The 24,295-nt window shown below is 47.1% G+C and carries 31 protein-coding genes; 26 read left to right on the top strand and 5 right to left on the bottom strand.

Annotated elements, in window-relative coordinates; all coding sequences use genetic code 11:
* The first annotated feature begins 25 nt into the window (after positions 1-25).
* Entirely contained in the window at positions 26-994 is a 969-nt protein-coding gene (locus LOZ80_RS18105) for a patatin-like phospholipase family protein (RefSeq protein ID WP_238172628.1), read from the top strand.
* Here LOZ80_RS18105 and LOZ80_RS18100 read toward each other — a convergent pair.
* Together LOZ80_RS18100 and LOZ80_RS18095 are read right to left on the bottom strand one after the other, a co-directional pair.
* Entirely contained in the window at positions 981-1,238 is a 258-nt protein-coding gene (locus LOZ80_RS18100) for a hypothetical protein (RefSeq protein ID WP_189016718.1), read from the bottom strand. The two genes, LOZ80_RS18105 and LOZ80_RS18100, sit on opposite strands and share 14 nt — an antisense overlap.
* Positions 1,235-2,179: a DUF1385 domain-containing protein gene (locus tag LOZ80_RS18095; RefSeq protein ID WP_238172627.1), complete on the bottom strand. Its 945-nt coding sequence runs from the start codon at positions 2,177-2,179 to the stop codon at positions 1,235-1,237. The genes LOZ80_RS18100 and LOZ80_RS18095 overlap by 4 nt, the downstream gene beginning before the upstream one ends.
* A gap of 152 nt (positions 2,180-2,331) precedes the next feature.
* Here LOZ80_RS18095 and LOZ80_RS18090 point away from each other — a divergent pair, with 152 nt between their 5' ends.
* The 5 genes from LOZ80_RS18090 to LOZ80_RS18070 all read left to right on the top strand — a co-directional run bounded on the left by LOZ80_RS18090 (position 2,332) and on the right by LOZ80_RS18070 (position 6,401).
* Positions 2,332-2,820 carry a YqhR family membrane protein gene (locus LOZ80_RS18090; RefSeq protein WP_238172626.1) on the top strand — a complete coding sequence of 163 codons (489 nt, stop codon included), beginning with the start codon at positions 2,332-2,334 and terminating at the stop codon, positions 2,818-2,820.
* A gap of 78 nt (positions 2,821-2,898) precedes the next feature.
* Positions 2,899-3,330 carry a type II 3-dehydroquinate dehydratase gene (gene aroQ / locus LOZ80_RS18085; RefSeq protein ID WP_238172625.1) on the top strand — a complete coding sequence of 144 codons (432 nt, stop codon included), beginning with the start codon at positions 2,899-2,901 and terminating at the stop codon, positions 3,328-3,330.
* Positions 3,331-3,348: 18 nt separating this feature from the next.
* Positions 3,349-4,422, top strand: coding sequence for a M24 family metallopeptidase (locus LOZ80_RS18080; protein ID WP_238172624.1), 1,074 nt, complete (start codon positions 3,349-3,351; stop codon positions 4,420-4,422).
* A gap of 15 nt (positions 4,423-4,437) precedes the next feature.
* The gene (gene efp, locus LOZ80_RS18075; RefSeq protein ID WP_079409532.1) at positions 4,438-5,001 is read left to right on the top strand and encodes an elongation factor P; all 564 of its coding nucleotides are present in this window, start codon (positions 4,438-4,440) and stop codon (positions 4,999-5,001) included.
* A 137-nt stretch (positions 5,002-5,138) separates the two neighbouring features.
* Positions 5,139-6,401 (top strand): aspartate kinase, encoded by a 1,263-nt coding sequence (locus LOZ80_RS18070; RefSeq protein ID WP_189016735.1) that lies wholly within the window; start codon positions 5,139-5,141, stop codon positions 6,399-6,401.
* A 7-nt stretch (positions 6,402-6,408) separates the two neighbouring features.
* On the opposite strand, the gene LOZ80_RS18065 is transcribed toward LOZ80_RS18070, so the two are convergent.
* The 3 genes from LOZ80_RS18065 to LOZ80_RS18055 are packed head-to-tail and all read right to left on the bottom strand — an operon-like array spanning position 6,409 to position 8,476.
* Positions 6,409-6,873, bottom strand: coding sequence for a DUF441 domain-containing protein (locus LOZ80_RS18065; RefSeq protein WP_238172623.1), 465 nt, complete (start codon positions 6,871-6,873; stop codon positions 6,409-6,411).
* A gap of 55 nt (positions 6,874-6,928) precedes the next feature.
* Complete coding sequence (locus LOZ80_RS18060; protein WP_238172622.1) at positions 6,929-7,669, bottom strand: 2-phosphosulfolactate phosphatase; 741 nt, start codon at positions 7,667-7,669, stop codon at positions 6,929-6,931.
* Between the two features lie 3 nt (positions 7,670-7,672).
* On the bottom strand, positions 7,673-8,476 hold the full coding sequence (locus LOZ80_RS18055) for a phosphosulfolactate synthase (protein ID WP_238172621.1): 804 nt from the start codon (positions 8,474-8,476) through the stop codon (positions 7,673-7,675).
* Positions 8,477-8,689: 213 nt separating this feature from the next.
* Between LOZ80_RS18055 and LOZ80_RS18050 the strand changes: the two genes are divergently transcribed.
* The 20 genes from LOZ80_RS18050 to dxs all read left to right on the top strand — a co-directional run bounded on the left by LOZ80_RS18050 (position 8,690) and on the right by dxs (position 24,264).
* Positions 8,690-8,953: a YqhV family protein gene (locus LOZ80_RS18050; RefSeq protein ID WP_079409538.1), complete on the top strand. Its 264-nt coding sequence runs from the start codon at positions 8,690-8,692 to the stop codon at positions 8,951-8,953.
* 72 nt (positions 8,954-9,025) lie between these two features.
* Positions 9,026-10,009: a stage III sporulation protein AA gene (spoIIIAA, locus tag LOZ80_RS18045; protein ID WP_238172620.1), complete on the top strand. Its 984-nt coding sequence runs from the start codon at positions 9,026-9,028 to the stop codon at positions 10,007-10,009.
* 6 nt (positions 10,010-10,015) lie between these two features.
* Entirely contained in the window at positions 10,016-10,534 is a 519-nt protein-coding gene (gene spoIIIAB, locus LOZ80_RS18040) for a stage III sporulation protein SpoIIIAB (protein ID WP_238172619.1), read from the top strand.
* A gap of 62 nt (positions 10,535-10,596) precedes the next feature.
* Positions 10,597-10,800, top strand: coding sequence for a stage III sporulation protein AC (gene spoIIIAC, locus LOZ80_RS18035; protein ID WP_029197158.1), 204 nt, complete (start codon positions 10,597-10,599; stop codon positions 10,798-10,800).
* Between the two features lie 10 nt (positions 10,801-10,810).
* Positions 10,811-11,200 carry a stage III sporulation protein AD gene (gene spoIIIAD / locus LOZ80_RS18030; protein ID WP_090822608.1) on the top strand — a complete coding sequence of 130 codons (390 nt, stop codon included), beginning with the start codon at positions 10,811-10,813 and terminating at the stop codon, positions 11,198-11,200.
* Positions 11,201-11,266: 66 nt separating this feature from the next.
* Positions 11,267-12,424 carry a stage III sporulation protein AE gene (gene spoIIIAE / locus LOZ80_RS18025; RefSeq protein WP_268240177.1) on the top strand — a complete coding sequence of 386 codons (1,158 nt, stop codon included), beginning with the start codon at positions 11,267-11,269 and terminating at the stop codon, positions 12,422-12,424.
* Positions 12,425-12,437: 13 nt separating this feature from the next.
* Positions 12,438-13,184 carry a stage III sporulation protein AF gene (gene spoIIIAF, locus LOZ80_RS18020; RefSeq protein WP_238172618.1) on the top strand — a complete coding sequence of 249 codons (747 nt, stop codon included), beginning with the start codon at positions 12,438-12,440 and terminating at the stop codon, positions 13,182-13,184.
* 4 nt (positions 13,185-13,188) lie between these two features.
* On the top strand, positions 13,189-13,827 hold the full coding sequence (spoIIIAG, locus tag LOZ80_RS18015; RefSeq protein WP_189016762.1) for a stage III sporulation protein AG: 639 nt from the start codon (positions 13,189-13,191) through the stop codon (positions 13,825-13,827).
* A gap of 38 nt (positions 13,828-13,865) precedes the next feature.
* Positions 13,866-14,660, top strand: a complete 795-nt coding sequence (locus tag LOZ80_RS18010) for a SpoIIIAH-like family protein (RefSeq protein ID WP_238172617.1) — start codon at positions 13,866-13,868, stop codon at positions 14,658-14,660.
* Between the two features lie 157 nt (positions 14,661-14,817).
* The gene (gene accB, locus LOZ80_RS18005) at positions 14,818-15,312 is read left to right on the top strand and encodes an acetyl-CoA carboxylase biotin carboxyl carrier protein (RefSeq protein ID WP_238172616.1); all 495 of its coding nucleotides are present in this window, start codon (positions 14,818-14,820) and stop codon (positions 15,310-15,312) included.
* A 65-nt stretch (positions 15,313-15,377) separates the two neighbouring features.
* Positions 15,378-16,736, top strand: coding sequence for an acetyl-CoA carboxylase biotin carboxylase subunit (gene accC, locus LOZ80_RS18000; protein WP_238172615.1), 1,359 nt, complete (start codon positions 15,378-15,380; stop codon positions 16,734-16,736).
* A 145-nt stretch (positions 16,737-16,881) separates the two neighbouring features.
* Positions 16,882-17,295, top strand: a complete 414-nt coding sequence (locus LOZ80_RS17995) for an Asp23/Gls24 family envelope stress response protein (protein ID WP_189016774.1) — start codon at positions 16,882-16,884, stop codon at positions 17,293-17,295.
* Between the two features lie 87 nt (positions 17,296-17,382).
* Complete coding sequence (gene amaP / locus LOZ80_RS17990; RefSeq protein WP_189016777.1) at positions 17,383-17,943, top strand: alkaline shock response membrane anchor protein AmaP; 561 nt, start codon at positions 17,383-17,385, stop codon at positions 17,941-17,943.
* Between the two features lie 14 nt (positions 17,944-17,957).
* On the top strand, positions 17,958-18,185 hold the full coding sequence (locus tag LOZ80_RS17985; protein WP_238172614.1) for a DUF2273 domain-containing protein: 228 nt from the start codon (positions 17,958-17,960) through the stop codon (positions 18,183-18,185).
* A gap of 128 nt (positions 18,186-18,313) precedes the next feature.
* The gene (gene nusB / locus LOZ80_RS17980) at positions 18,314-18,772 is read left to right on the top strand and encodes a transcription antitermination factor NusB (RefSeq protein ID WP_238172613.1); all 459 of its coding nucleotides are present in this window, start codon (positions 18,314-18,316) and stop codon (positions 18,770-18,772) included.
* Between the two features lie 103 nt (positions 18,773-18,875).
* Positions 18,876-19,742: a bifunctional methylenetetrahydrofolate dehydrogenase/methenyltetrahydrofolate cyclohydrolase FolD gene (gene folD / locus LOZ80_RS17975; RefSeq protein ID WP_238172612.1), complete on the top strand. Its 867-nt coding sequence runs from the start codon at positions 18,876-18,878 to the stop codon at positions 19,740-19,742.
* An 8-nt stretch (positions 19,743-19,750) separates the two neighbouring features.
* The gene (gene xseA, locus LOZ80_RS17970; RefSeq protein WP_238172611.1) at positions 19,751-21,121 is read left to right on the top strand and encodes an exodeoxyribonuclease VII large subunit; all 1,371 of its coding nucleotides are present in this window, start codon (positions 19,751-19,753) and stop codon (positions 21,119-21,121) included.
* On the top strand, positions 21,108-21,362 hold the full coding sequence (gene xseB / locus LOZ80_RS17965; RefSeq protein ID WP_238172610.1) for an exodeoxyribonuclease VII small subunit: 255 nt from the start codon (positions 21,108-21,110) through the stop codon (positions 21,360-21,362). The genes xseA and xseB overlap by 14 nt, the downstream gene beginning before the upstream one ends.
* Positions 21,363-21,411: 49 nt before the next feature.
* Positions 21,412-22,269: a polyprenyl synthetase family protein gene (locus LOZ80_RS17960; RefSeq protein ID WP_238173027.1), complete on the top strand. Its 858-nt coding sequence runs from the start codon at positions 21,412-21,414 to the stop codon at positions 22,267-22,269.
* Between the two features lie 108 nt (positions 22,270-22,377).
* Positions 22,378-24,264 (top strand): 1-deoxy-D-xylulose-5-phosphate synthase, encoded by a 1,887-nt coding sequence (dxs, locus tag LOZ80_RS17955; protein ID WP_238172609.1) that lies wholly within the window; start codon positions 22,378-22,380, stop codon positions 24,262-24,264.
* Positions 24,265-24,295 lie beyond the last annotated feature (31 nt).

Genomic DNA, 24,295 nt, shown 5'->3' with positions numbered 1-24,295 from the left:
CTTAGGGGACGGGGAGTGATGTGATTTGATCATCAATGGCGTGTTTGAAGGCGGCGGCGTCAAAGGGATCGCGCTGGCAGGTGGCGTCAGTGCGGCTATGAAACAGGGACTGGTCTTCAATCAAGTGGCGGGTACAAGCTCTGGGTCCATTGTAGCGGCCTTGCTGGCTGCTGGTTATACCGGAGAAGAGATGAAGGAACTGATCCTTAGAGCGCCCTTTAAATCGTTTATGCAGCGTTCGCCTATTTTCAATGCAAAAATTATTGGGCCAGCCGCGCGGCTGCTGATTAAAAAAGGACTCTATGCTGGAGAAGCGCTTGAATATTGGGTTCAGCAGCAACTGGCAGCCAAGGGTATCCGTACTTTCGGAGATTTGAAGCCTAATCAACTACGGATTATTGCTTCGGATATTACACAAGGGAAACTGTTGATTCTGCCTGACGACATCGCACAGTATGGAATCGACCCTAAGCGGTTTTCGATTGCCAAGGCGGTGCGAATGAGCACTAGCATTCCTTATTTTTTTGACCCCGTGATGATTCGGCGCAAAATAAAAAGCTCTGGAAAGGCTACGCCGTTCACAGAGCAATTTTATTATATTGTGGATGGGGGTCTCCTGAGCAATTACCCTCTCTGGGTTTTCGATCAAGAAACCGATCGTGAGGAGATGATCCCCGTTATCGGATTCCAACTCGTCGGTAAAAGCGATGCGCATACCAGGAAAATTAAAGGTCCAATCACCATGTTGGAAGCTCTCTTCGGTACGATGCTGAGCGCTCATGATGAGCGCTACATTGAACAAAAGAATCGATTCAGAACGGTGAAAATTCCGACGCTTGGTGTGGGGAATACGCAATTTAATTTGTCCAAAGAATTGAGTATGGCATTGTACGAATCGGGTTTTCAAGCTTCAAATGATTACTTCGACAAGTGGTCTGCGCAAATTTACGAAGAAAATTATGATAAATATGTTTTGAGAACTAATGGTACTTAGGGAAATCATCGGGTTCTGAATCTTTGGTGCCGTTAATAACGCGAAATTTGGCGTTTTTCCTCTTGACCTTGGCTGAGCCGCGGCTTGAGGTGAACATTTTCCAACGGGATGGCGGGAATTTGTAAAGGAGAAAGATGATCCCTAACACGAGAACGGGAATGAATAAAGTTCGTAAACTTACCAACAAACCAATCGCAATCAAAATCGCAATGGCGATCTCAATGGGGGAAAATTTTCTTCTCATGCCCGTCCCTCCGAAATTCGTTGTTCCGCTTCACGCATGCGGTTGAAAGAAGCAATCGAAACCTCGACTTGATGATCTTCAGGCTCTTTGGTTGTCAAGAGCTGCAGCCATAATCCCGGATAGCCCAAGTAACGAAGGACTGGTACTTCGCGAAGCGAGTTCGTGAATCTTAGCACTTCATAAGAAACGCCGATCACAACAGGAAGCAGCAGCAATCTTTGTAGGATGCGCTCGACATATCCGTCGTAATGAATGAATGAGTAAATGACAACACCAATTAATACGGTGAAAACGATGAATGAGCTGCCGCAGCGATAATGCAGGGTATTGAACTTCTGTACATTGCTGACGGTAAGCTCGACACCGGCTTCATAAGCGCTTATGACTTTGTGTTCTGCGCCATGGTACTGAAATAGTCGGCGAATCATAGGTGTTAGGGATATGAAGTAAATATATCCAACCAATAAAATGATTTTGATAACACCCTCTATAAGATTATGAAGAATTTGATTGCTAAATACATTTTGAAATAAAAACTGTTCAATAACAGCAGGCACTAGTGTAAAAACGAATTTTCCAAATAAAAATGAAATGACACCCACCACAGCTACACCAAGAACCATTGAAATATTAGAAAAGAAGCCGGGTTTCTCTTCTTTCTTTGTTCCTTTGTCTTCCTCGCCTTCTTGTTCTGCGAAGGATTCAGCTGAAAAGTTTAGATGTTGGGCGCCTTTGGCGCTGGATTCGATAATGCCCACAATACCGCGAACAAAGGGTATTTTCTTGAGCGATTGAACCCAAGGAATGACTTTCTTAGGTACTTCCAAATAATCAAGCGAACCATCTTTTTTGCGCACGGCGGTTACATGCACATTTTTCCCTGCGAACATGACGCCTTCGATGACGGCTTGTCCTCCATATATACTGTTTTGTTCTGCCATGAGTTCCACCTTCTTATCCTTCTCGAATTCGGTTAATGTACTTTCTTATTGTAACGGATTCACAGGTTGAATGCTACCGATAACGGTAGAACATACTAATCATACCTGAGGAAAGACAGGCAACTTCTGCTGTGAAAGGAAGAGACCGGAAAATGGGCGCGATAAATGAAGGGAAAATAAAAACAAATCGGTGGCTTTATACCATTTACATTGGTTTTTTCGCTGGATTGATTTGGGGAGCATTGAAAATTGTTGAACACTATCTGAAATTCACCAAGATCGTTATTGGCTTCCTGATTGAGCCGTTTTTCAAACATGATTTCTTGCTGACGTGGCAAGGCATCTTGATGGGCTGGGGATTTTTTATACTCTTTTCCATTGTGGCTGCATTCTTGTATATGGTCACTATGTGGAAGCTGCAAGGTCCTTGGTGGGGACTCGGCTACGGAGCTTTCTGGTGGGCAGCCATTTACTTGCTGATCGGCCCATTGGCAGGCATGACCTATTGGATTAATAATCTGGATATCAATTCGATTATCTCTGATTTTTGTTTATTTCTGTTGTGGGGAATGTTTATCGGGTATTCCATTTCCATCGAATACACGGATATCAGAACGAGACAACCTATACACAAGACATGAAAGTTATGGTAAAATATCAAGGGTCAAATAGGCAGCAATCGCCTGCTTTGGCGAAATATGCTGGGGAGTGATGTCCTGTTGAAAAAGGTTCTGCTTATTAACGGGCCTAATTTAAATATGCTGGGTGTAAGAGAACCTGGCGTCTACGGAACGTCTTCACTTTCAGCCATTGTTCAAGGCTTATCAGAATTAGCTGAAGGACTGTCTGTTGAGCTAGAAAGTTTTCAATCGAATCATGAAGGCGAGATTATTGATAAAATTCATGAAGCTTTTGGTACGAAAGATGGTATCTTGATAAATCCAGGAGCATTTACGCATTATAGTTATGCGATTCGCGATGCTTTGGCAGCAGTTCAAATACCGACTGTCGAAGTCCACCTATCGAATATTCATAAGCGTGAGGAATTCCGACATCATTCCGTGATTGCCCCTGTTGTCATCGGTCAGATTTGTGGCCTTGGCCCCCAAGGGTACGAGCTAGGATTACGAGCATTACTATCCCATATGTAAGAAAGATTGGTGATTTGGATGCAGGAGAACCGTATTGAACGTCTTCGCAAGGTTATGGAGCAGCAAGATTTGCCGGCACTACTCATCACGAACGCATATAACCGTACATATGTATCTGGTTTCACGGGTTCTTCCGGGTATGTCCTAATAACGTTGGATCGAGCTTTACTGTTAACTGATTTTCGCTATATGACACAAGCCCCACAACAAGCGAAGCTATTCGAGGTTGTCGAGCATAAGCCTAAGGCTATTGAGACTGTGCGCGAGCTTTTGCAGCAGCAAGGGATTACGAAAGTAGGCTTTGAGCAAGCAGATGTCACGTATGGCGATTTCCTTGGTTTCCAGGCAGGCTTAGCAGGAATCGAATTAGTGCCTACTTCGCGTATTGTTGAATTGATTCGGATCGTCAAAGATGAAGCGGAATTGCAAATTATGCAAGAAGCCGCGGATTTGGCAGATCAAACATTTACACACATCTTGAATTTCATCAAGCCCGGTGTGCAGGAGAAAGATATTGCCCTTGAAATTGAGATGTTTATCCGCAAAAATGGAGGAACATCGACATCGTTTGAGACGATTGTAGCTTCCGGGGAACGTTCCGCGCTTCCTCATGGTAAAGCGAGCGATCGCGTGCTACAATTAAACGAGTTTGTCAAATTAGATTTTGGAGCGTATTATAAAGGGTATTGCTCTGACATTACTAGAACGGTTATGCTTGGAAAGCCGACAGACAAACATAAAGAAATTTATGAGATTGTGCTTGAGGCTCAGTTGAATTGTCTGGCCAACCTGAAACCGGGGATTACTGGCAGAGAAGGCGATGCTTTTGCACGTGATGTTATCGTGAAGCATGGCTATGGCGATTATTTCGGTCACGGTACCGGACACGGATTAGGTATGGAGGTTCATGAATCTCCGCGCTTGTCGAAAACCGAAGAGATGATTTTAACACCTGGTATGGTGGTTACCGTTGAACCCGGCATTTATCTCCCTGACTTTGGTGGAGTTCGAATTGAGGACGATGCAGTAATTACTGACACCGGCATTAAAATACTTACACATTCTACCAAAGATTTTCTTATTATTGACTAGCGGAGGGATTTACAAGTGATATCAGTTAACGATTTCAAAACAGGTCTTACGATTACAGTAGAGCATGATATTTTTACCGTTCTGGATTTCCAACACGTGAAGCCAGGTAAAGGTGCAGCATTCGTGCGCTCCAAGCTTAAAAACCTGCGTAACGGAAACACAGTTGAACGTACGTTCCGCGCTGGTGAGAACGTAGGCCGCGCACACATCGACAATCGTGAAGTGCAATTCCTTTATTCCGGCGGCGATGAATTTACGTTCATGGATACAGAAACTTACGATCAGTTCGCTCTTTCCCGCGAGCAGTTGAAATGGGAATTGAACTTCTTGCTCGAAAACATGAACATCAAAATTTTGAGCTATCAAGGTGAAATCCTCGGGATTAACTTGCCGAAGAGCGTTGACTTGAAAGTTGTTGAAACAGAGCCGGGCATCAAAGGCAACACAGCACAAGGCGCTCTCAAAAGTGCAAAAGTGGAAACTGGACTTTCCGTTCAAGTGCCGCTTTTCATCAATGAAGGCGACGTTCTTACTGTAGATACCGAAGATGGCAGATACATCTCTCGTGCTCAGTCTTAATTAAGACAAGCCTCTCTGACTCTGATGAGTTGGGGAGGCTTTTTTTGATGCAGCAAGTATTTCTTACCACAGTTGTGCAGTTTTATGCTATAATATTGAATTGTTATGCACTAGTATGCGTTAGGAGTGGGTCAGCTTTGTCTCTAATCGTGATGAAATTTGGCGGTAGCTCTGTCGGTGATGCGGAGCGAATGAAACGTGTTGCAAAAAGGATTGTAGAACGAAAGCAAGCAGGACATAGCTGTGTTGTTGTCGTTTCGGCAATGGGAGATACAACAGATGATTTGATCGACCTGTCTAAGCAAATTTACGATGGAGCCCCACCGGCTCGTGAAATGGATATGCTGTTAACGACCGGGGAGCAAGTATCTGTCGCATTATTATCGATGGCGATACATAATCTTGGCGAACAAGCCGTGTCTTACACGGGTTGGCAAAGTGGGATTTACACGGAAGCTGTTCATGGAAAAGCAAGGATTTCCGATATTCAGCCGCAGCGTGTTTTGAACGCGATTGAACAAGGCAATGTGGTCATCGTTGCCGGATTCCAGGGGATGACCGAAGCTGGTGAGATTACAACACTGGGTCGCGGCGGATCGGACACAACAGCTGTCGCGCTGGCTGCTGCTATCAAAGCAGACCTGTGCGAAATCTACACGGATGTGGACGGGATTTATTCAACAGACCCGCGCATCGTGAAAGTGGCAAGAAAGCTGAATGAAATTTCTTATGACGAAATGCTGGAGCTGGCTAATTTGGGAGCTGCGGTTCTTCATCCTAGGGCTGTTGAATATGCCAAAAATTACAACGTTACCCTCGTGGTGCGTTCAAGCTTTACTTACAATGAAGGTACCAACGTGAAGGAGGAAGCAGTGATGGAACAAGGAATCGTTGTTCGTGGCATCGCGTATGACAAGAATGTAGCAAGAATTAGTATTCTGGGTGTTCCTGAGAAACCGGGGCAATTGGCTAAAGTGTTCATTTCACTTGCTGAAGTGCAAATTGACGTTGATATTATTGTACAAAGCGGTGTGATCAATGGTTCCGCTGATTTCTCTTTCACGACGACCCTTGCTGATCGCGAGCGGGCCTTAGCGGTTATCGAACAAATCCGTGAAGAGATTGGTTACCGCGAAGTTACTTCCGAAGTAAACCTTGTGAAGGTGTCCATCGTTGGAGCAGGCATGGTAAGTACGCCTGGTGTCGCTGCTACGATGTTCAAAGTGATTTCCGACTTGGGCATTTCCATCTCGCTGGTTAGCACCTCCGAGATCAAAATGTCCTGCGTCATTGATAACTCCAATTCCAACTTAACCGAAGTGATAAGTGCTTTGCACACGGCTTATGGCTTGGACACTACCGAGCAAGCTTTCGTTGGCGGGCCGGAAGATCGCCGCTAACCGAGACTTATCTTATTTTATCTGCAATAAAGTAGGCTAATTTCAATAAAAAGGCCGTTATGCCGGCAGCCATCAAAGGGCCTACCGGAATACCGCGCATAAAGACAATGCCAAAGATAGAACCGATGACAAGACCCACAATTAATTGTGGGTCTATTTTCAGTAGTTCCAGCCCTTTGCCATTCATATAAGTAGCGATGGCTCCGCCAAGGAGCGCGATGATGCCAGGCCACGTTGTGAAAACAGAAACGATATCCTTCATGGAGATTCGCTCGCTCGCAAAAGGGACGAGCACCCCGACAGTCAGGAATAACAAGCCGAGCTCCAAGCCTCTTCGCTCCATCGTCGGAAAGAAGCGATCCAGACCAATCAGCTTCACCGCGAGCAAGAGGCAGGCCGCTGTCGTAATGATCGGCGAACGGCCGATCAGTCCGATAATAATCAATACAACCAAGAGTATATCGCCATTCATCTGCTTATCCCCTCACGCTTTAACTTCCATCCTAGTTTATGAGGGGGGCTTGTATTTAGAACGCTGAGCGTGCCAGGCTTCGCGGCAGCAGAATCATTTGATCATGTTCCCAAATCGGGACTTGATCCATGATATTCGTCTTGGCACAGAGTATCAGATCATCGTGAAAGCCGGATCTACTCATTTTTTTGCCATTGGCACAGGAAACAAGCGTTTCAAATAAGCTATCCTTGCTGTGCAGGTAACTGCTTCTCATCGTTAGACCAAAATCATTGATGAGGACGTTTTTCTCGCCTAGTGAACGGGTGAACTCTTCCAAGATAAGCCCTGCGCAGATCCCGTCTTCGAATGAAAAAACATCCTGTGTACCGGCGCATAGAATGACCGTATCTTTTTTGAAAGCAATGGCAGCTTGGGCGCAGGCTCGGCCGTTGAGCAAGGCTCCTGCGAGGATGTGGTCGGCTTTCATCGACTTCTGAATGCCTCTGGTTCCATTCGTCGTCGTAAGGATGATCCGTTTGCCTTGTACGGCTTCTCTTGTATATTCTAGGGGAGAATTGCCAAAATCAAAGCCGGGGATTTTTTTGCAGTAACGTTCCCCGCCCAAGAGATCGCCCTCTTGAACTTGTTCCTTGGCCTTCATAACGGTTTCGACAGGAACAATCGCTTTGCAACCGTTAGCGAGTGCGGTGATGATCGTGCTAGTAGCACGTAAAACATCAACGACAATGACGGTCTTATGAAGCAAATCGTCACTTCTTGCTTCGCCGATGTTGGCGACTACCTCGATATGCATCTTCTAATCCTTTCTGGTACCCAAAGACAACGTATCCGAACGAAGTCCTCTGCGCAATGCTTCCAGTGCGATCAGTTCATCCGGTGAAATATTTCCCAAATGAATATCAGGCCCGAGCATGCTGATCAAATGCACCTGTTGACTTTTGAGCGGCGCTTCCCATAGAAGCTGCTGCCCATTAACGGAGGAAAGCACATTCTGCAGTTCCTCATCCTTACATTTGCCTGCCTGATCGAAAATACCCACACCTATTCCGGATTCCCGCGCTTCAATCGTCACCAGTTTGGCTCCGTGTTCGGTGTCAATCATGACAGTTTCAATGAGCTCCTCCAATTCGATGGTCGAACCCCACCCTTTTTTACCATATTCCGTGATGACCTCCAAACCCTCTTCCATACCGCGAAGGATCAATTCATTTCTGAGTTTGCGTTCTATTTCAATCGTTCCGTTGGAAATTTCAACCCCGTTAAAGCCGAGTGCGATGATCATATCAAAAAAGGAGTCTACAGCATGCTGTGTAATGGCCACTTCCAAAAAAGTGCCTCCGGGATAGATGCAAATCCCTCTTTCCTTGGCCAAATTGATTTTACTTTTCAATAAGTCTTGGGGATAGAGCGGCGACGTGCCGAAGCCAAGTTTAATCATGTCCAGATGACTGCTGGAGGTGTTCAATAAATCCTGGAAAGCGTACATGCCCAAGCCTTTATCCATAACCATCGTTTGACCCAGCGTTCTAGGTTTGGCCTGCCTTTGTCCTGTGGGGTCGGCCAGAACGGGGTTCCATTTTAAATAAGAGGTCACTTCCATGGTATTACTCCTCACTGTCCTTCGAAGGATCAATTATGTGAACAGCATATGCACCCGGATAAATGGTGGTGCCCAGCATGCCTAAAATCAGACGAGCCCGCATAAGGTAGGGTAAAAAGCTTTAACCCTACCTTATGCAAGAAGTTCGAGCTAACTCTCACTCCGCAATCATGCATGGAGATCTAAATCTTTTAAAGGAGGTAGTAAAAAGAAATGAACAAAATTGTCCTAACGATGGCCTCGCTGAGGATGATGTCGGGAAGTATTGAGATTATTGCCGCTATTCTCATGTTGAGGCTGGCCACGGTGGAGAAGGCGCTCCTAGTGAACTCTGGTTTGGCTCTAGTAGGTCCTCTAGTACTATTAGCGACAACTACCATCGGTTTGGTAGGAATCGCTGAGAAGCTCTCCTATGGCAAGATGCTGTGGGTGATTGCGGGTGTAAGCTGTCTATTTATTGGTATTTTAAAAAAGTAATCGGTCATATTTCTTTCTATTAAGCATAGAAATGAATATAGAAGACTGGACAACTTGGAGGGATGTCAGGCTATGCTCACAACGATTATGCATTTGTTCCCCCAGTCGCTCCGGCTTCTGTTAGCCGAACTGTCGCCAGAAGTACAAGCTAGCGTTGAAGAGATCCGGATACGAGAGTCGCGCCCTTTCGAGATTAGCTGGGGTGATCGGTATGCCTTTCTGGATGAGCGGGGCCAAATCGTCGCGCAGGAAGCCAGGGCCTATAAACCGAATCGTCAGGATTGTCTGACCCTGCTGGAGATGTTGACGAATCATTCCTTATACACCTTTGAAGAAGAGCTTAGGCGTGGCTATATCACCATTGTCGGAGGCCATCGAGTAGGACTAGCAGGACGTACGGTGCTGGAACAAGGCCATGTCAGACAAATTCGTGATGTGAGTTCCTTCAATATCCGGATTGCTCGTGAACTGCAAGGGGTTGGCCAAGCCGTGCTGCCGCACCTGTATGATCCCGTGATGAGAAGTATTCATCATACGCTCATCATTTCGCCGCCGCAGCAAGGGAAAACAACGCTCCTCCGTGATATCGCGAGATTAGTGAGCCGAGGTGAGTGGGGGACGGACAGTCTAGCGAATGCCGGCAAGAAGGTTGGGGTCATTGATGAACGATCCGAGTTGGCTGCTTGTGTGAAAGGTGTCCCTAGATTCGATCTTGGGCCGCGCACAGATGTCCTTGACGGTTGTCCCAAGGCGGAAGGCATGATGATGATGATACGGTCTTTATCACCTGATGTGCTGATCGTCGATGAAATTGGGCGCCCAGAAGATGCCCAAGCTATTCATGAAGCGGTTCATACCGGAATTCGGGTAGTCGCCACAGCTCACGGTGCCGACTACGATGATGTACGTATGCGGCCTGTACTCAAGCAACTGCTGGAAGAAGGTGTATTTACGAGATATGTCATCTTGCAGCGTCGCAGAGGGGCAACAGCTGCCTATCGGATCATGGATCGTTACGGCAAACCCCTCGAATCCATTCCAGTAAGGAAAGGATGAGGGAAGATGCTTAAATTCGTTGGCGGGGTACTCATCATTGGCGCAGCGACTTTATTTGGATTTCTGAAGGCAACGCACTACATCAGGCGTCCCAAACAAATTAGAGCGCTTATCAGCGCTTTAGGACGAATGGAGACGGAAATCACTTATGCCCTCACACCGCTGCCTGAAGCTTTCATTTCTCTGAGTAAACAAGTGCCTGACCCCTTGTCATCACTATTTCGCATAACGGCTGAACGTTTATTGAGCAGTGATGGACTATCCACGCGGGAGATATGGTGCATGAGTGTACAGGATGTCTGGACACGCACCTCGATGAAACAAGCCGAGCAAGAAGTTGTTCTGCAGTTAGGCTCCGTTCTTGGACTGACAGATCGCAGCGACCAGATCAAACATATTCGGCTTGCCATCAGCCAACTGCAAACCGAAGAGACCGAATCCAGGGAAGAACAACGGCGCTACGAGAAAATGTGGAAAAGCCTTGGTGTTCTCATCGGCGCATTAATCGTGATTTTGATGTATTAAGGGTAGCAAGGACATTGCCGCAAGCGGCAGTCGTTCCTTGTCAACAGAGTGAGGTGCCTGGAATGAATGTAGATGTGAATGCCATTTTCCAGATCGCCGGCATCGGCATCATCATCGCGATGATCCATTCGGTGCTCAAGCAGATGGGCAAAGAGGATATGGCTCACTGGGTCACGGTTATCGGCTTTGTGGTCGTGCTCTTCATGGTCGTCAGTATGCTCGATCATTTATTTAAAGAAATCAAAACCATTTTCCTATTCCAATGAGGTGGGCCAAATGGAAATCATCCAGATTGTAGGCCTCGGACTCATTGTTACGATATTAACGCTCATCATCAAAGAGCAGAAGCCGATGTTCGCTTTTCTGCTGGCTGCCTTTACAGGCATCATGATCTTCCTGTTTCTGATTGGTAAAATTTCTACGGTCATTCAGGTGCTTGAGGATCTGGCGCAAAAATCCAGCATTAATATGGTTTTCCTCAAAACCATCCTCAAAATCATCGGCGTCGCCTATATTGCTGAGTTCGGTGCCCAAATAGTTCGGGATGCCGGCCAGGAATCTATTGCCTCCAAGATTGAGCTTTCAGGCAAGGTGCTCATTATGGTGATGGCGATTCCCATCATTACCGTCATTATCGAAACCGTCGTTAAGCTGCTGCCGGCTTAGATGATTTACTTAGGAGTGACAGGAATGAATCTACTTTATTCGCACCAGAGACTGAATCACCGTTGGATGATTGTATGTATCCTGATTATGGGCTTCTGGCTCGGGATGACGAACCTGTCTCATGCAGCATCTCCAACGGATGCCATTATCAAAGAGCAGGCCAATCATTTGAATACAGAACCTGTCGAGCAATACTGGGATAAGCTCATGAAAGAGTATGGCGGATATTTCCCGGAAAGCAAGCCGCCAACCTTTATGGAACTTCTGCTGGGGACGAAGGGGATTAGTTTCAAAAGTATTTTCAAAGGACTTCTTAGCTATGTCTTTCATGAAATTATTATCAATGGCAAGCTGCTGGCTTCGATCGTTATCCTCACGATTTTCAGTATGATTCTGGAGACGCTGCAAAGCTCATTCGAACGGAATACCGTGAGCAAGCTAGGCTATTCCATTACCTACATGGTGATGATCATCATCGCTATCAATAGTTTCAGTGTGGCCATCGGCTATGCCAAAGATGCCATCACATCGATGATTCAGTTCATGCTTGCCCTTGTTCCCTTGTTGTTGACTCTGCTGGCTTCTATGGGCAATGTGACTTCCGTTGCCATCTTGCACCCGCTCATTGTCTTCATGATTCACACGGTTGGCACAGCGATTTATGTGTTTGTTTTCCCGCTGCTGTTCTTCTCGGCGGTTCTGCACATCGTTAGTTCGCTGAGCGAGAAGTACAAGGTAACTCAGCTTGCAAACCTGCTTCGCACGATTGCGCTCAGTATGCTTGGGGTATTCGTAACGGTATTCCTTGGCGTTATTTCGATACAAGGGACAGCAGGGGCGGTCAGAGACGGCGTAGCCATTAGGACGGCCAAGTATATCACCGGTAACTTCGTGCCGGTTGTCGGTCGATTGTTCTCCGATGCGACAGAAACCGTAATCGGGGCTTCCTTGCTAGTGAAGAATGCGATTGGACTCGTGGGGGTTGTCATACTTGTGATGCTTTGCGCCTTTCCAGCGATCAAAATTTTGACGCTTGCCTTCATTTACAACTTATCAGCAGCGATAATGCAGCCGTTGGGAGACAGTCCCATGATCGCATGTCTGCAAACGATCGGGAAGAGCTTGATTTACGTGTTTGCTGCTTTAGCTGCCGTTAGCCTAATGTTCTTTCTAGCCTTAACCATCATGATAGCCATCAGTAATGTGTCTGTGATGATGCGATGAAAGGAGCCCAACTATGGATTGGTTAGCTGGTTGGCTGAAAACCGTCATCATGGTCATCATGTTGGCCACCTTTGTGGATTTACTGCTTCCAAGCAATACTATGCAGCGCTATGTCAAAACAGTTATGAGCCTATTCATCCTATTGACCCTGTTGTCCCCGGTTCTGCAGTTGTTCCAGAAGGATTGGAACATGGATCAATTGATTGGTCAAGCCGAGCAAAAACAAAACGAGAAGTCGCTGGTTGCGAGCAATGCTGGCAGCAGCGGAATGAAGTCGCTGGAAGCTATTACAAAGGAAGGCCAAAGGTTGCAGGCCGAAGGGCAGAAGCAGTCTCAACAGATGCTGCAAACGCAGCTCGCTGGCATGATGAAAGAGGATTTGCAGAAGCAAACAGACCTTCTCATTCAGGATGTTCAGGTAGCAGCGCAGATCGACAATAATGGGAAACCCGTGATCATGAAAGTCAGGGTAACCCTTGATGATATAGAAGCAAAGAAGATGACTTCCAAGCAAGGAAACTCCCAAAGCATAGCGGTTATGGAACCTGTGAAACCGATCGACCCGATTCGGATCGAACCAGGAGCAAAGCTTTCTGATAGCAGTACTACGGATGTTAAGGCTGCTGCAGCTCCAGGATTACCTGCTGCCTATGAACAAGAAGCAGAGCGGCTTAGACAAAGCATTGCCCGGAATTGGTTAGTAGAGTCAGCTCAGATTGATATCCAGCTTGCACAAAGGAACGGAAGGATTGCGAGGTGAATCGATGGGAACATTGCTGCAATGGATGGAGCACAAATTCGGCGGAGGTCCGGGAGGGCCCAAACGTAAAAATACGCTGCTATGGGTCATTATGATTGGACTTTTAGGAGCTGCGCTGATGATTATGAATGCCTTTATGACTGTAAAAGATGTCGATCCCATCAATGCGGGCCGAGCTTCCCCGCCACCAAGTAAAGAAACATTTCTAGGCAGCTCACCCAAGGAAAATTCTACCTTTCATGACTACGAGGCGGCTTATCAGTCCCAATTGAAAGAGATCTTACAAAAAATTGTCGGTGTCGGCGATGTAGAAGTGCTCGTTACGATTGAATCAACGGAGGAAATGACCGTCGACAAAAATTATAATGACAATCAACAAATGACGACAGAACGCGACAATGGCGGGGCAACCCGGAATATATCCCAGGTAACGCGGAGTGGTGAAGTGGTGATCTATCAAGTGTCAGGCGACCAAAAACCACTTGTGCTCAAATATATTAAGCCTAAGATTAGAGGGGTTATCGTTGTCGCAAAAGGTGCCGAGAATCTTACCGTGAAAAAAATGATTACAGAAGCCGTTGAACGAGGCCTTGGCGTCGAGGCGCACCGCATCTCCATCTTACCCCGCAAAACGGGTGAATAAAAAAGCAAATATCAACCAAATATGAGGAGGAATATTCAATGAACGCAAAAAGACAAACAATTTGGCTCGTATCCATGCTCAGCTTAATGGTGGTGCTTTCTGCTTATTACTTGTTCACAGAGGATGTCAACAAACTCGATTTGGCAGCGTCAAGCACGGCGCAAACCGGCCAAGAAGTGAAGATTGATATGAGTCAAGCTGATCCTGCGAATGCCGCTAAAACAGATGTGAAAGCAACAACAGGCAAGGATGCAAAAGTTGACACGAAAGTTGCGACGCCACAAAATGCGACAAAAACCGACGCCAAGACAGAGGTTAAGACGGATGCCAAAACGGACGTGAAAACAGATGTCAAAACAGATGCCAAAACAGATGCAAAAACAACAACAAGCACGGGTACTTCCAAAGCACCGCAATCCAGCACAGCCAAGACAGATGATCAAGTGCTGAAGCAAGTGGAGGAGCAAGCAAGAACGACATCAGCTAGCGATTATTTCACGAATGAGCAAATGAAACAGAGCGAATATTTCAGCAAAACCTCGTCCGATTTGATGGAAATTATTATTGATGCCAAGAAATCGCCAGAAGCGGTTGCGAAGGCAACCAATGATTTATCTAAACTGACGGATGTTCAAGAAAAAGTAGAAAATCTGCAAGATGTGTTGATGAAAGAATTCCCGCAAGCGATTGTGAATCAAGATGGAAACAAGTGGAAAGTAACGGTTCAAAGTGATAAATTGGAAAAAAGCCAAGGTGTTACCATCGTCGATATGGTCGTTAAAGAGTTAGGCGCAGCACCAGAAAACATCAAGATTCAGTATGTGAGCCCATAGGCGAAAGAGCGAGGTCAACGCACATGGGAATGGCGATGGAAAGGGTCCGGACAAACTGGACTCTTTCCATTTCTTGCGTTTATGGGTATAATACATACGTTGCGGCTATGAAACCGCATTTTTTATTGGTTCACCAACGTCTAAAGGAGTGACATGAATGTTCAAATTGAGTGAAATCAAAGAGTTGATCAAACTCGTCGATCAATCCTCTTTACAAGAACTTGAGATCGAAAATGAAGGCGCACGCCTTGCTATTCGTAAACCAAGCAAATCAGAGCCTATTTACGTTACGGCTCCCGCACAACACACATATGCACCAATTGGTCAAGCTAGCATTGCGAATACGGCCCCTGTTGCCGCTTTGGATGCAGCGCTGCCTGCGACTGGACATGTTAAGCAAGAGGACTCATCTTTACATAAGATTGTTTCACCGATGGTAGGAACTTTCTATCAGTCTGCTTCTCCAGGTTCTGCTCCTTTTACGAATGTTGGCAACAAAGTAGGAGATAAATCGGTTGTATGTATCATTGAAGCCATGAAATTAATGAACGAAATCGAAGCCGAAATCAAAGGTGAGATCGTGGAAATTCTCGTTGAAAACGGTCAGCTTGTAGAATACGGACAGCCTTTATTCTTGGTGAAACCGGAGTAAGCGCGTTTAAAGCGAAGGCTTACGATGTAAGTTTTCCTAACGGAAAACTTTTAGGAGGAAAAACAATGAACTTTCACAAAATCCTAATAGCGAACCGAGGAGAAATAGCTGTTCGTATTATCCGGGCTTGTCGTGAGCTTGGCATTTACAGCGTAGCTGTTTATTCGGAAGCAGATCGCGATGCTCTGCATGTGCGATTAGCCGATGAAGCCTATTGTATTGGACCGACTGCCTCCAAGGACAGCTATTTGAACTTTACGAACCTGATGAGCGTGGCTACGTTGACAGAATGTGATGCCATTCATCCGGGGTATGGGTTTCTAGCAGAAAATGCGGACTTCGCAGAAATTTGCGAAAGCTGCAATATCACGTTTATTGGACCTTCACCCGATGCGATTAGTCGCATGGGCGATAAGGCGGTTGCCAAGCAAACGATGAAAGAAGCCAGAGTGCCGATCATTCCAGGTTCTGATGGCTTGGTCGACAACGTCGACGACGCGATTGTTATTGCGCGGGATATCGGGTATCCGATTATTATCAAAGCAACAGCAGGCGGCGGCGGCAAAGGTATTCGTATTGCCGAGAATGAAGATACGCTCGTTCAACAAATTACCGCTGCGCAGCAAGAAGCTCAGAATGCTTTCGGCAATGCCGGCATTTATTTGGAGAAATATTTGACGGGGATGAAGCATGTTGAGATTCAAATTCTAGCCGATAAGCACGGAAATGTTGTTCATTTGGGTGAACGCGATTGCTCCGTGCAGCGACGCAGACAGAAGCTCGTAGAAGAAGCTCCTTGTCCGATTCTGACGGAGGAAACGCGTACAGCGATGGGCCAAGCAGCCGTTCGCGCTGCCAAAGCGGTGAATTACTCCGGAGCGGGTACGTTAGAGTTCCTCCTGGGTCCTGACGGCAATTTCTATTTCATGGAAATGAATACGCGAATTCAAGTTGAACATCCCGTAACCGAGATGATCACTGGTATCGATATCATTCAAGAGATGATTCGCGTTGCTGAAGGCAACCCGCTTTCTTTCAAACAAGAAGATGTGCGCATCAATGGTTGGGCCATCGAATGCCGTGTCAATGCGGAAGATCCGAATCGCAACTTCATGCCTTCGGCCGGTCAAGTGAAGTTTTACCTGCCACCCGGTGGCTTCGGCGTTCGTGTAGATAGCGCAGTCTATCCAGGGTACACGATTCCTCCGCACTACGATTCCATGATCGCGAAGCTGATCGTATGGGGGAGTACGCGTGATGAAGCGATTGCCCGCATGAAACGAGCACTGAATGAGTTCGCTGTTGATGGCGTGAATACAACGATTCCCTTCCATTTGAAACTTCTCGAGCATAAGAAATTTATCAAGGGTGACCATGATATTAAGTTCTTGGAAGAGCATGATGTAAATGATGCGGATTCGTAAATTCTAAGAGAATCATTTGTCATATTTTTGGCCAAATGGTATAGTAATAAATTAAGATAGCTTATCCATTCCTTGGATCAAGCGCCAGGAAGAAGTTCATATTACGAAGCATAGTTGCTTCACAAAAATCTAAGGAGGTGCCCCAATGAGCACAATCGCTCCGGATTACGTCAAAACAGATATAGGCAGCATCCAGATTGCCCCCGAGGTTATTGAAATCATTGCCGGTTTGGCAACGGTAGAAGTACAAGGTGTAGCGGGGATGAGTGGCGGATTAGCTGGCGGTATTGCTGAATTGCTTGGACGCAAAAATTTGTCCAAAGGCGTAAAGGTAGAAGTCGGACAACGTGAAGCGGCCATTGACGTCTCCATCATCATTGAATATGGAAACCGAATCCCAGAAGTTGCAAGTGACATTCAAAACAATGTGAAGAATGCTATTGAATCAATGACTGGCTTAAACGTTGTTGAGGTTAATGTTCATATTCATGATGTACATTTTAAACAGGCAGAGAAACCGGTTGAAGAAGAAACAGCAGCTGCCCATCGTGTGAAATAGGCGGAATTGCTGCATCCATATGGATCAATTGAAACCCCCTACAGGTTGCAGGGGGTTTCCTCTAACTTAGGAAGGGGACAAGCTTACGTGGGTAAAATTGTGGACAGGCTCTTGCTTCTTCTTTATAGTCTAATTATTTTAGTTGCTTCTATCGTTGTATTGTTCACAGCTTCAAGCTGGATCCCGTTAGAACAAGCAGGTCAAACATTGAGTAATTTCTATTTTGACAAAAACTATGCCTACCCAGCTATTACAATCAGCTTGATCATGCTGCTTATCTCGGTTCGATTTCTCATCCTGACTCTCCGTCGCGGCCGCGCGCAAGCGCCGTCTATCGATCAAAGAACCGATTTTGGGGATATCCGCATTTCGATTGAAACCGTGGAGAATCTTTCGTTGAAAGCGGCGGGACGTACCAAAGGGGCCAAAGATCTCAGAGCACGCGTAAGAGTGAATCAATCCGGCCTAGAAATTACGATTAGAACGATTGTTGATGGAGAAAGTTCGATTCCAGAATTGACGGAAGAGATGCAAAATACTGTGAAAAGTTACATAGAAGACATTACCGGCATTCCAGTTGCTTCCGTAACCGTATTCGTTGCGAACATCGTGCAATCAGCCCCAACTTTTAAAAGCCGAGTCGAATAGAGGTGAACCCACTCATGTGGAATGAGCTTTGGGCGTCCCATAGGGGCAAAGTGTGCGGAGTGGCAGCAGGCGTTTTTTTGGGCTTCATTTATTTGTTTTTTGGATTTTGGGATATGTTGATCTTTGGTTTCATCGTTTTGCTCGGATATTATATCGGGAACAAGCTGGATCGCAAGGAAAGTTTCGTCATGCTGGAAGACATTTGGCGCTATCTCACGCAAAAATGGAGAATGTTTCGCTAAAATCCCTGGTTCATCCATGGATTTTTTTGTTTGGATTCATTCCAATATGACGTATACTAGTAAAAAGAGTTTTTAGGACGAAGAACAGAAGTCAGTTTTGCCAGAGCAAAACGCCTAGGAGGACCATAATGAAACGCAGAGTGGCACGAGAAATTGCTGTACAAAGTCTTTATCAAATTCAGATGAACGAGGCAACCCCGCAGGAAGCTGTGCAAGTCGCGATTCATGAAGCAGAGCATGATAATGAAACAGGGCTGGATTTCAAAGGGGAGAAAATAGATCCGGTCTATATCGTAGAATTAGTTGAAGGAACTTATAGTCATAAAGTTAGCATCGACGAGCTGCTGGAAGAGTACCTCAAAGGGTGGGCAATGGACAGGCTCTCACGTGTGGATCGTGAAGTGCTGCGTTTGGCTGTCTACGAAATGTTGTATAGAGACGATGTTCCACCAAAAGTTGTCGTGAATGAAGCGATTGATTTGTCGAAGCATTATGGGACAGACGAGTCTGGCAAGTTCGTGAATGGCGTTCTGGGTAAAATGATTAAGGAAGTCGACGACCTCAAAAGCAAAGTATCGCCGTCTTAATTCAATTTGATAATACGAACCATTTCTATATAGCAAGCGTTGTATTCGTAAGTACAACCTTACGATGTAAGCTTATCTACGAAAATTCTGAGGGGGAAATAGCGTGTCTGGACAAGTTATTAACGGAAAAGAATTGGTAAGTTCCATACGTGAGGAGATCAGGAGAGATGCAGCGGCATTAACAGCTGGCGGCAATCAACCTGGTCTTGTTGTTGTTATTGTCGGGGAAGATGCAGCTTCACAGGTTTACGTTAGAAATAAGGCAAAAGCATGTGATGATGTAGGGATATACTCGGAAGTCCACCGCCTGCCTGAGCAAACGACACAGCAAGAATTAATTGATCTGATTCATCGATTTAATAGCGATAGTCGAATTAACGGAATTCTCGTTCAATCCCCACTGCCAAAGCATATCAATGAAGAAGCCGTTGTGGATGAAATTGACCCGCTGAAGGATGTGGATTGCTTCCATCCAGTGAATGTCGGGAATCTGATGATTGGCAAAGACGGCATGAAGCCTTGTACGCCTCATGGGGTTATTGAAATTCTGAAGCGTACGGGCGTTGACATTGCGGGCAAGCATGCTGTGGTTGTCGGGAGAAGCAATATTGTCGGAAAACCGATGGCTATGCTGCTCTTGCGTGAACATGCTACCGTATCAGTCGTGCATTCCCGCACTCCGAATATGGAGGGAATTACGAAGCAAGCCGACATTCTCGTTGTAGCTGTAGGGAAGGCTCATTTGATCAAAGCGCATCATGTCAAACCGGGTGCAGTTGTTATCGATGTAGGGATGAATCGTCCGGCTGACGGGAAGTTGACAGGAGACGTTGACTTCGAAGCGGTAAAAGAAATTGCCAGTGCGATTACACCTGTACCAGGTTGTGTGGGGCCGATGACCATCACTATGCTGCTGCGCAATACGGTTGATGCCGCAGCACGTGCAGCCAAATCGAATGTGAGTGTTTAATCGGGCTTATGGCGAGAAACGACACGAAGATCTTATCGGTCAAGGAATTAAATCGATATATTAAACTGTTGCTTGAAGGCGATTCTCGTCTTCAGGATGTCTGGGTGCGTGGTGAAATCTCCAATTTCACCCATCATTCCAGCGGGCATATGTATTTCACGATCAAAGATGCTGAAGGCAGATTGAAAAGCATTATGTTTGCTTCTCATAACCAGAAGCTCGGATTTATTCCCAAAGAGGGAACGAAAGTGATCGCTCGCGGTAATATTTCCGTATATGAAAGAGACGGAGCTTATCAGTTCTATGTCACCGCGATGCAGCCGGATGGCATCGGCAGTCTGTATCTAGCCTTCGAGCAGTTGAAGAAGAAGCTCGAAGTTGAGGGGCTGTTCGCCGCGGAGCGCAAGAAACCGATTCCTCGGTTTCCGCGCGCGATCGGCGTGATCACTTCGCCGACAGGAGCCGCGGTGCGTGATGTTATCATCACGCTGCAGCGCCGCTACCCGTCGGTTCAGATTCTTCTGTACCCGGTCCTGGTACAGGGCGCGCAAGCGGGGCCTTCGATCGTCAAGGCGATCGAAGCCATGAATAGACTCGGGGAAGCCGATGTGCTCATCGTAGGCCGCGGAGGCGGCTCCTTGGAGGAGCTGTGGGCGTTCAACGAGGAGATCGTCGCGCGGGCTATCGCCGCCTCCGCTATTCCCGTCATCTCGGCCGTCGGCCATGAGACGGACTTCACGATCGCGGACTTCGTCGCCGATCTGAGAGCGCCGACGCCTACGGCGGCGGCTGAGCTCGCGGTGCCGAACCACCTCGAGCTGAAGCAACAGCTGGCGCAGCAGTCGCAGCGGCTGCACTACGGGCTGCTTCAGCAGCTGCGCCGCAAGCAGGAACGGCTGGAGCGCGCGAAGCGCTCCGCGTTCCTGACGAACCCCCGCAGGCAGCTGCTCATGCAGCCTGCCGAGCGGCTCGACCGGCTGCATGAGCAGCTCGGTTACCGCATGCGCCAGCGCATCGCCAAGCTGGCGGAGCGCCATATGAAGCTGGAGCGCAGCTTATCCAGCTTCAACCCCAAAGAGCAGGCCGTGTTCGCGAAGAGCCGCCTGGATACAGCGGGGCGGCAGATGCTCACGGCCATGCAGACCCTCCTGCGCTCGAAGAAGCAGGAGTGGCAGTCAGGCGTCCGTCACTTGGACGCCCTCAGCCCGCTGAAGGTTATGCAGCGGGGCTACAGCTTGGCGTATGACGATCAAGAGCAGCAGCTCATTCGTTCCGTTACCCAAGTGCAAGTAGGGGATACGGTGAAGATTCGCCTGAAAGATGGCAGATTGAATTGTCAGGTATCGGGGATGGAGGAGAACAAAGATGTCAACGAGTGAAACCGAAGTTAGCTTCGAACAAGCGATTGAACAGCTTGAGCGCATAGTGGCTCAGTTGGAGAGCGGGGATGTACCGCTGGAGAAAGCGATTGACTTGTATCAGGAAGGCGTTCGACTCTCGCATCTATGCGGGGTGAAGCTTGAACAAGTGGAAAAGAAAATTGAGATGCTGGTTGAAGGGGAAGCAGGCACTGTAAGCAGAAAGCCTTTCCAACCTGCCTTGGAAGATAAGGGGAATTAGGTTGAAGACGACGTCCACCATTCAGGAATATATCGCTTCCCATGTCGACATGGTCGAAGCTGCATTAATACAAGCATTGCCCGAAAAATGGGATGTTCCCAGTTCACTTAGGGAGTCAATGAACTACTCCTTAATGGCAGGGGGCAAAAGACTGCGCCCGATCATGGTGCTCGCCGCAGCGGAGGCTCTTGGAGGCTCCCAAGCAGCGGCCTTGCCGGTAGCCTTGGCCATCGAAATGGTTCATACCTATTCGCTGGTTCACGATGATCTGCCGGCAATGGACAATGATGATTACCGCCGGGGCAAACTGACGAACCACAAGGTCTATGGAGAAGCTATGGCTATTCTGGCCGGTGACGGCCTGCTTACACAAGCTTTCTACAGCGTCACCAGAGCTCACCGAGAGCACGCCATCCCAGCAGAGCGGGTGCTTGCCATTACCGAGGAACTGGCCGATTATGCAGGGGCTCGCGGGATGGTAGGCGGTCAAGCTGCGGATATGCTTGGCGAGCAAGGGCTAACCAAGCTCGAGGAACTGGAATTCATTCACTTGCACAAAACAAGCGATCTCATTGTCTTCTCCTTGCGCGCAGGCGCTCATATCGCCGGGGCTACGAATGCGCAGCTCAGTGCTTTGACGGACTTCGGCAATGCGCTTGGGTTAGCATTTCAAATTCAGGATGATATTCTGGATATTATCGGTGATGAACAGAAGCTGGGCAAACCGGTCAAAAGCGATGAGAAACAGCAAAAGGTGACGTATCCTTATTTCATCGGACTCGAAGCTTCCGAGAAAAAAGTGAAGGAATTAACGCTTCAAGCCAAAGCGGCGCTCCTTCAAGCCAACTTGGCGAATCCAGAGCGCTTGCTGCAACTGGCGGATTATTTGATGCAGCGAGACCACTAGGTTGGGGCACCGAACGGTGCTCTCTTAGGTGGACTTACACGATTTACCCAAAACTATGATATAATGTTGAAATCTTAGCATTTTCACATTGAAAGTGAGGAAACAAGCGTGCTGCTCGAACAAATCAATCGGCCTGAGGACTTGAAACGGTTATCCTTGACGGAGCTTGAGACATTGGCAGGTGAAATCCGTCAATTTCTGATTGAAAAGCTGTCCGTTACAGGCGGACACCTTGCCCCGAACTTAGGAGTGGTTGAGCTCACTATTGCTTTACATACCATGTTCCACAGCCCGTATGATAAATTGATTTTCGACGTGGGCCATCAAGCTTACGTTCACAAAATTTTAACCGGTCGCAAAGATAAATTTGATACGCTGCGTAAATATAAGGGCCTTTGTGGCTTTGTCAAACGTTCCGAAAGCGAGCATGACGTCTGGGAGGCTGGACATAGCTCAACTTCTCTATCCGCCGCTATGGGGATGGCGATGGCTCGCGATCTAAAAGGTGAACACAACAAGGTTGTTGCCATTATTGGTGATGGCGCAATAACCGGTGGTATGGCGCTGGAAGCGATGAATCATATTGGTCACGAAAAGAAAAATATTATGGTCATTCTGAATGACAACGAAATGTCCATTGCGCCTAACGTAGGTGCTATTCATAATTATTTGAGCAAAATTCGTTCGGATCGTCATTATTTGAAAGCCAAGGAAGAAGTCGAACATTTACTGAAGAAAATTCCTGCCATCGGCGGCACGCTGGCCAAAACAGCGGAAAAGCTGAAGGACAGTCTGAAATATTTTGTTCTCAATGGCGTTTGGTTCGAAGAGCTTGGTTTCACCTATATTGGTCCTATCGATGGACATAATTTGCATGTACTGTTCGAAACACTCAAGCAAGCAGAAAAAGTAAACGGTCCTGTGCTGGTGCACGTCGTTACAACCAAAGGAAAAGGTTATACACCTGCTGAAAAGGATTCGCATACATGGCATGGTCTGGGACCTTACAAGATCGAATCAGGCCAAGTGCTTAAATCCGTAGGTCCCCCTATGTATACAGAAATTTTTGGCAATACATTAATCGAACAGGCTGAGAAGGATTCACGCATTGTTGCTGTGACACCTGCCATGCCTGGTGGTTCCGGACTGCTGAAATTTGCAAAGCATTTCCCTGATCGGATGATTGATGTAGGGATTGCGGAGCAGCATGCGGCTACGTTGTGCGCGGGTCTGGCTAGTGAAGGGTTGAAGCCTGTTTTTGCCGTGTATTCAACATTCCTTCAAAGAGCATATGACCAAGTCGTGCATGATATTTGCCGGCCTAAGCTGAATGTTACATTCGCGATTGACCGTGCCGGTTTCGTTGGACCTGATGGGGAAACGCATCAAGGGGTATACGATATTTCGTTTTTGCGGACATTGCCGAATATGGTTTTGATGATGCCTAAAGATGAGAAGGAACTTCGTGACATGATGCAAACGGCGCTTGAATACGATGAAGGCCCGATTGCCTATCGTTACCCGCGTATCAATGGGATCGGAGTTAGTATAGACGAAGAGCCGACGGCGATTCCGATTGGGAAGTGGGAAACACTTCGTGAAGGCGACTATGCCGCAGTGTTGGCTGTCGGTCCAATGGTTCAAGTCGCTTTGGATGCTGCGGAGCAGTTGTCCAAAGAAGGCATTCATCTGCGTGTTGTGAATTCACGATTCATCAAACCGCTCGATGAAGCTTACTTGCTGCAGCTTGCCAGCGACTCCATTCCAGTCATTACAATGGAAGAGGGGACAATCCAAGGTGGTTTCGGAAGTGCGGTTTTGGAATTTTATGCAGGTCACAATGTCGTTGGCATGCATGTGAACGTGATGGGAATTCCGGATTACTTTGTGGAGCATGGGTCCGTGAAGGAACAGCGTGAAGAAGTCGGTCTTACAACGACTAATTTGATTGCAGAAGTTAAGAAGCTAGTACCACGTAAACGACAACGGGCCTAGGCCTCGTAACGATACGAATAGGAGTTACACA

Source organism: Paenibacillus sp. HWE-109, from assembly GCF_022163125.1.
Taxonomy (GTDB): Bacteria; Bacillota; Bacilli; order Paenibacillales; family NBRC-103111; genus Paenibacillus_E.
The sequence above is the reverse complement of the archived record's forward strand: the minus strand, read 5'-3'. Positions and strand labels throughout refer to the sequence as shown.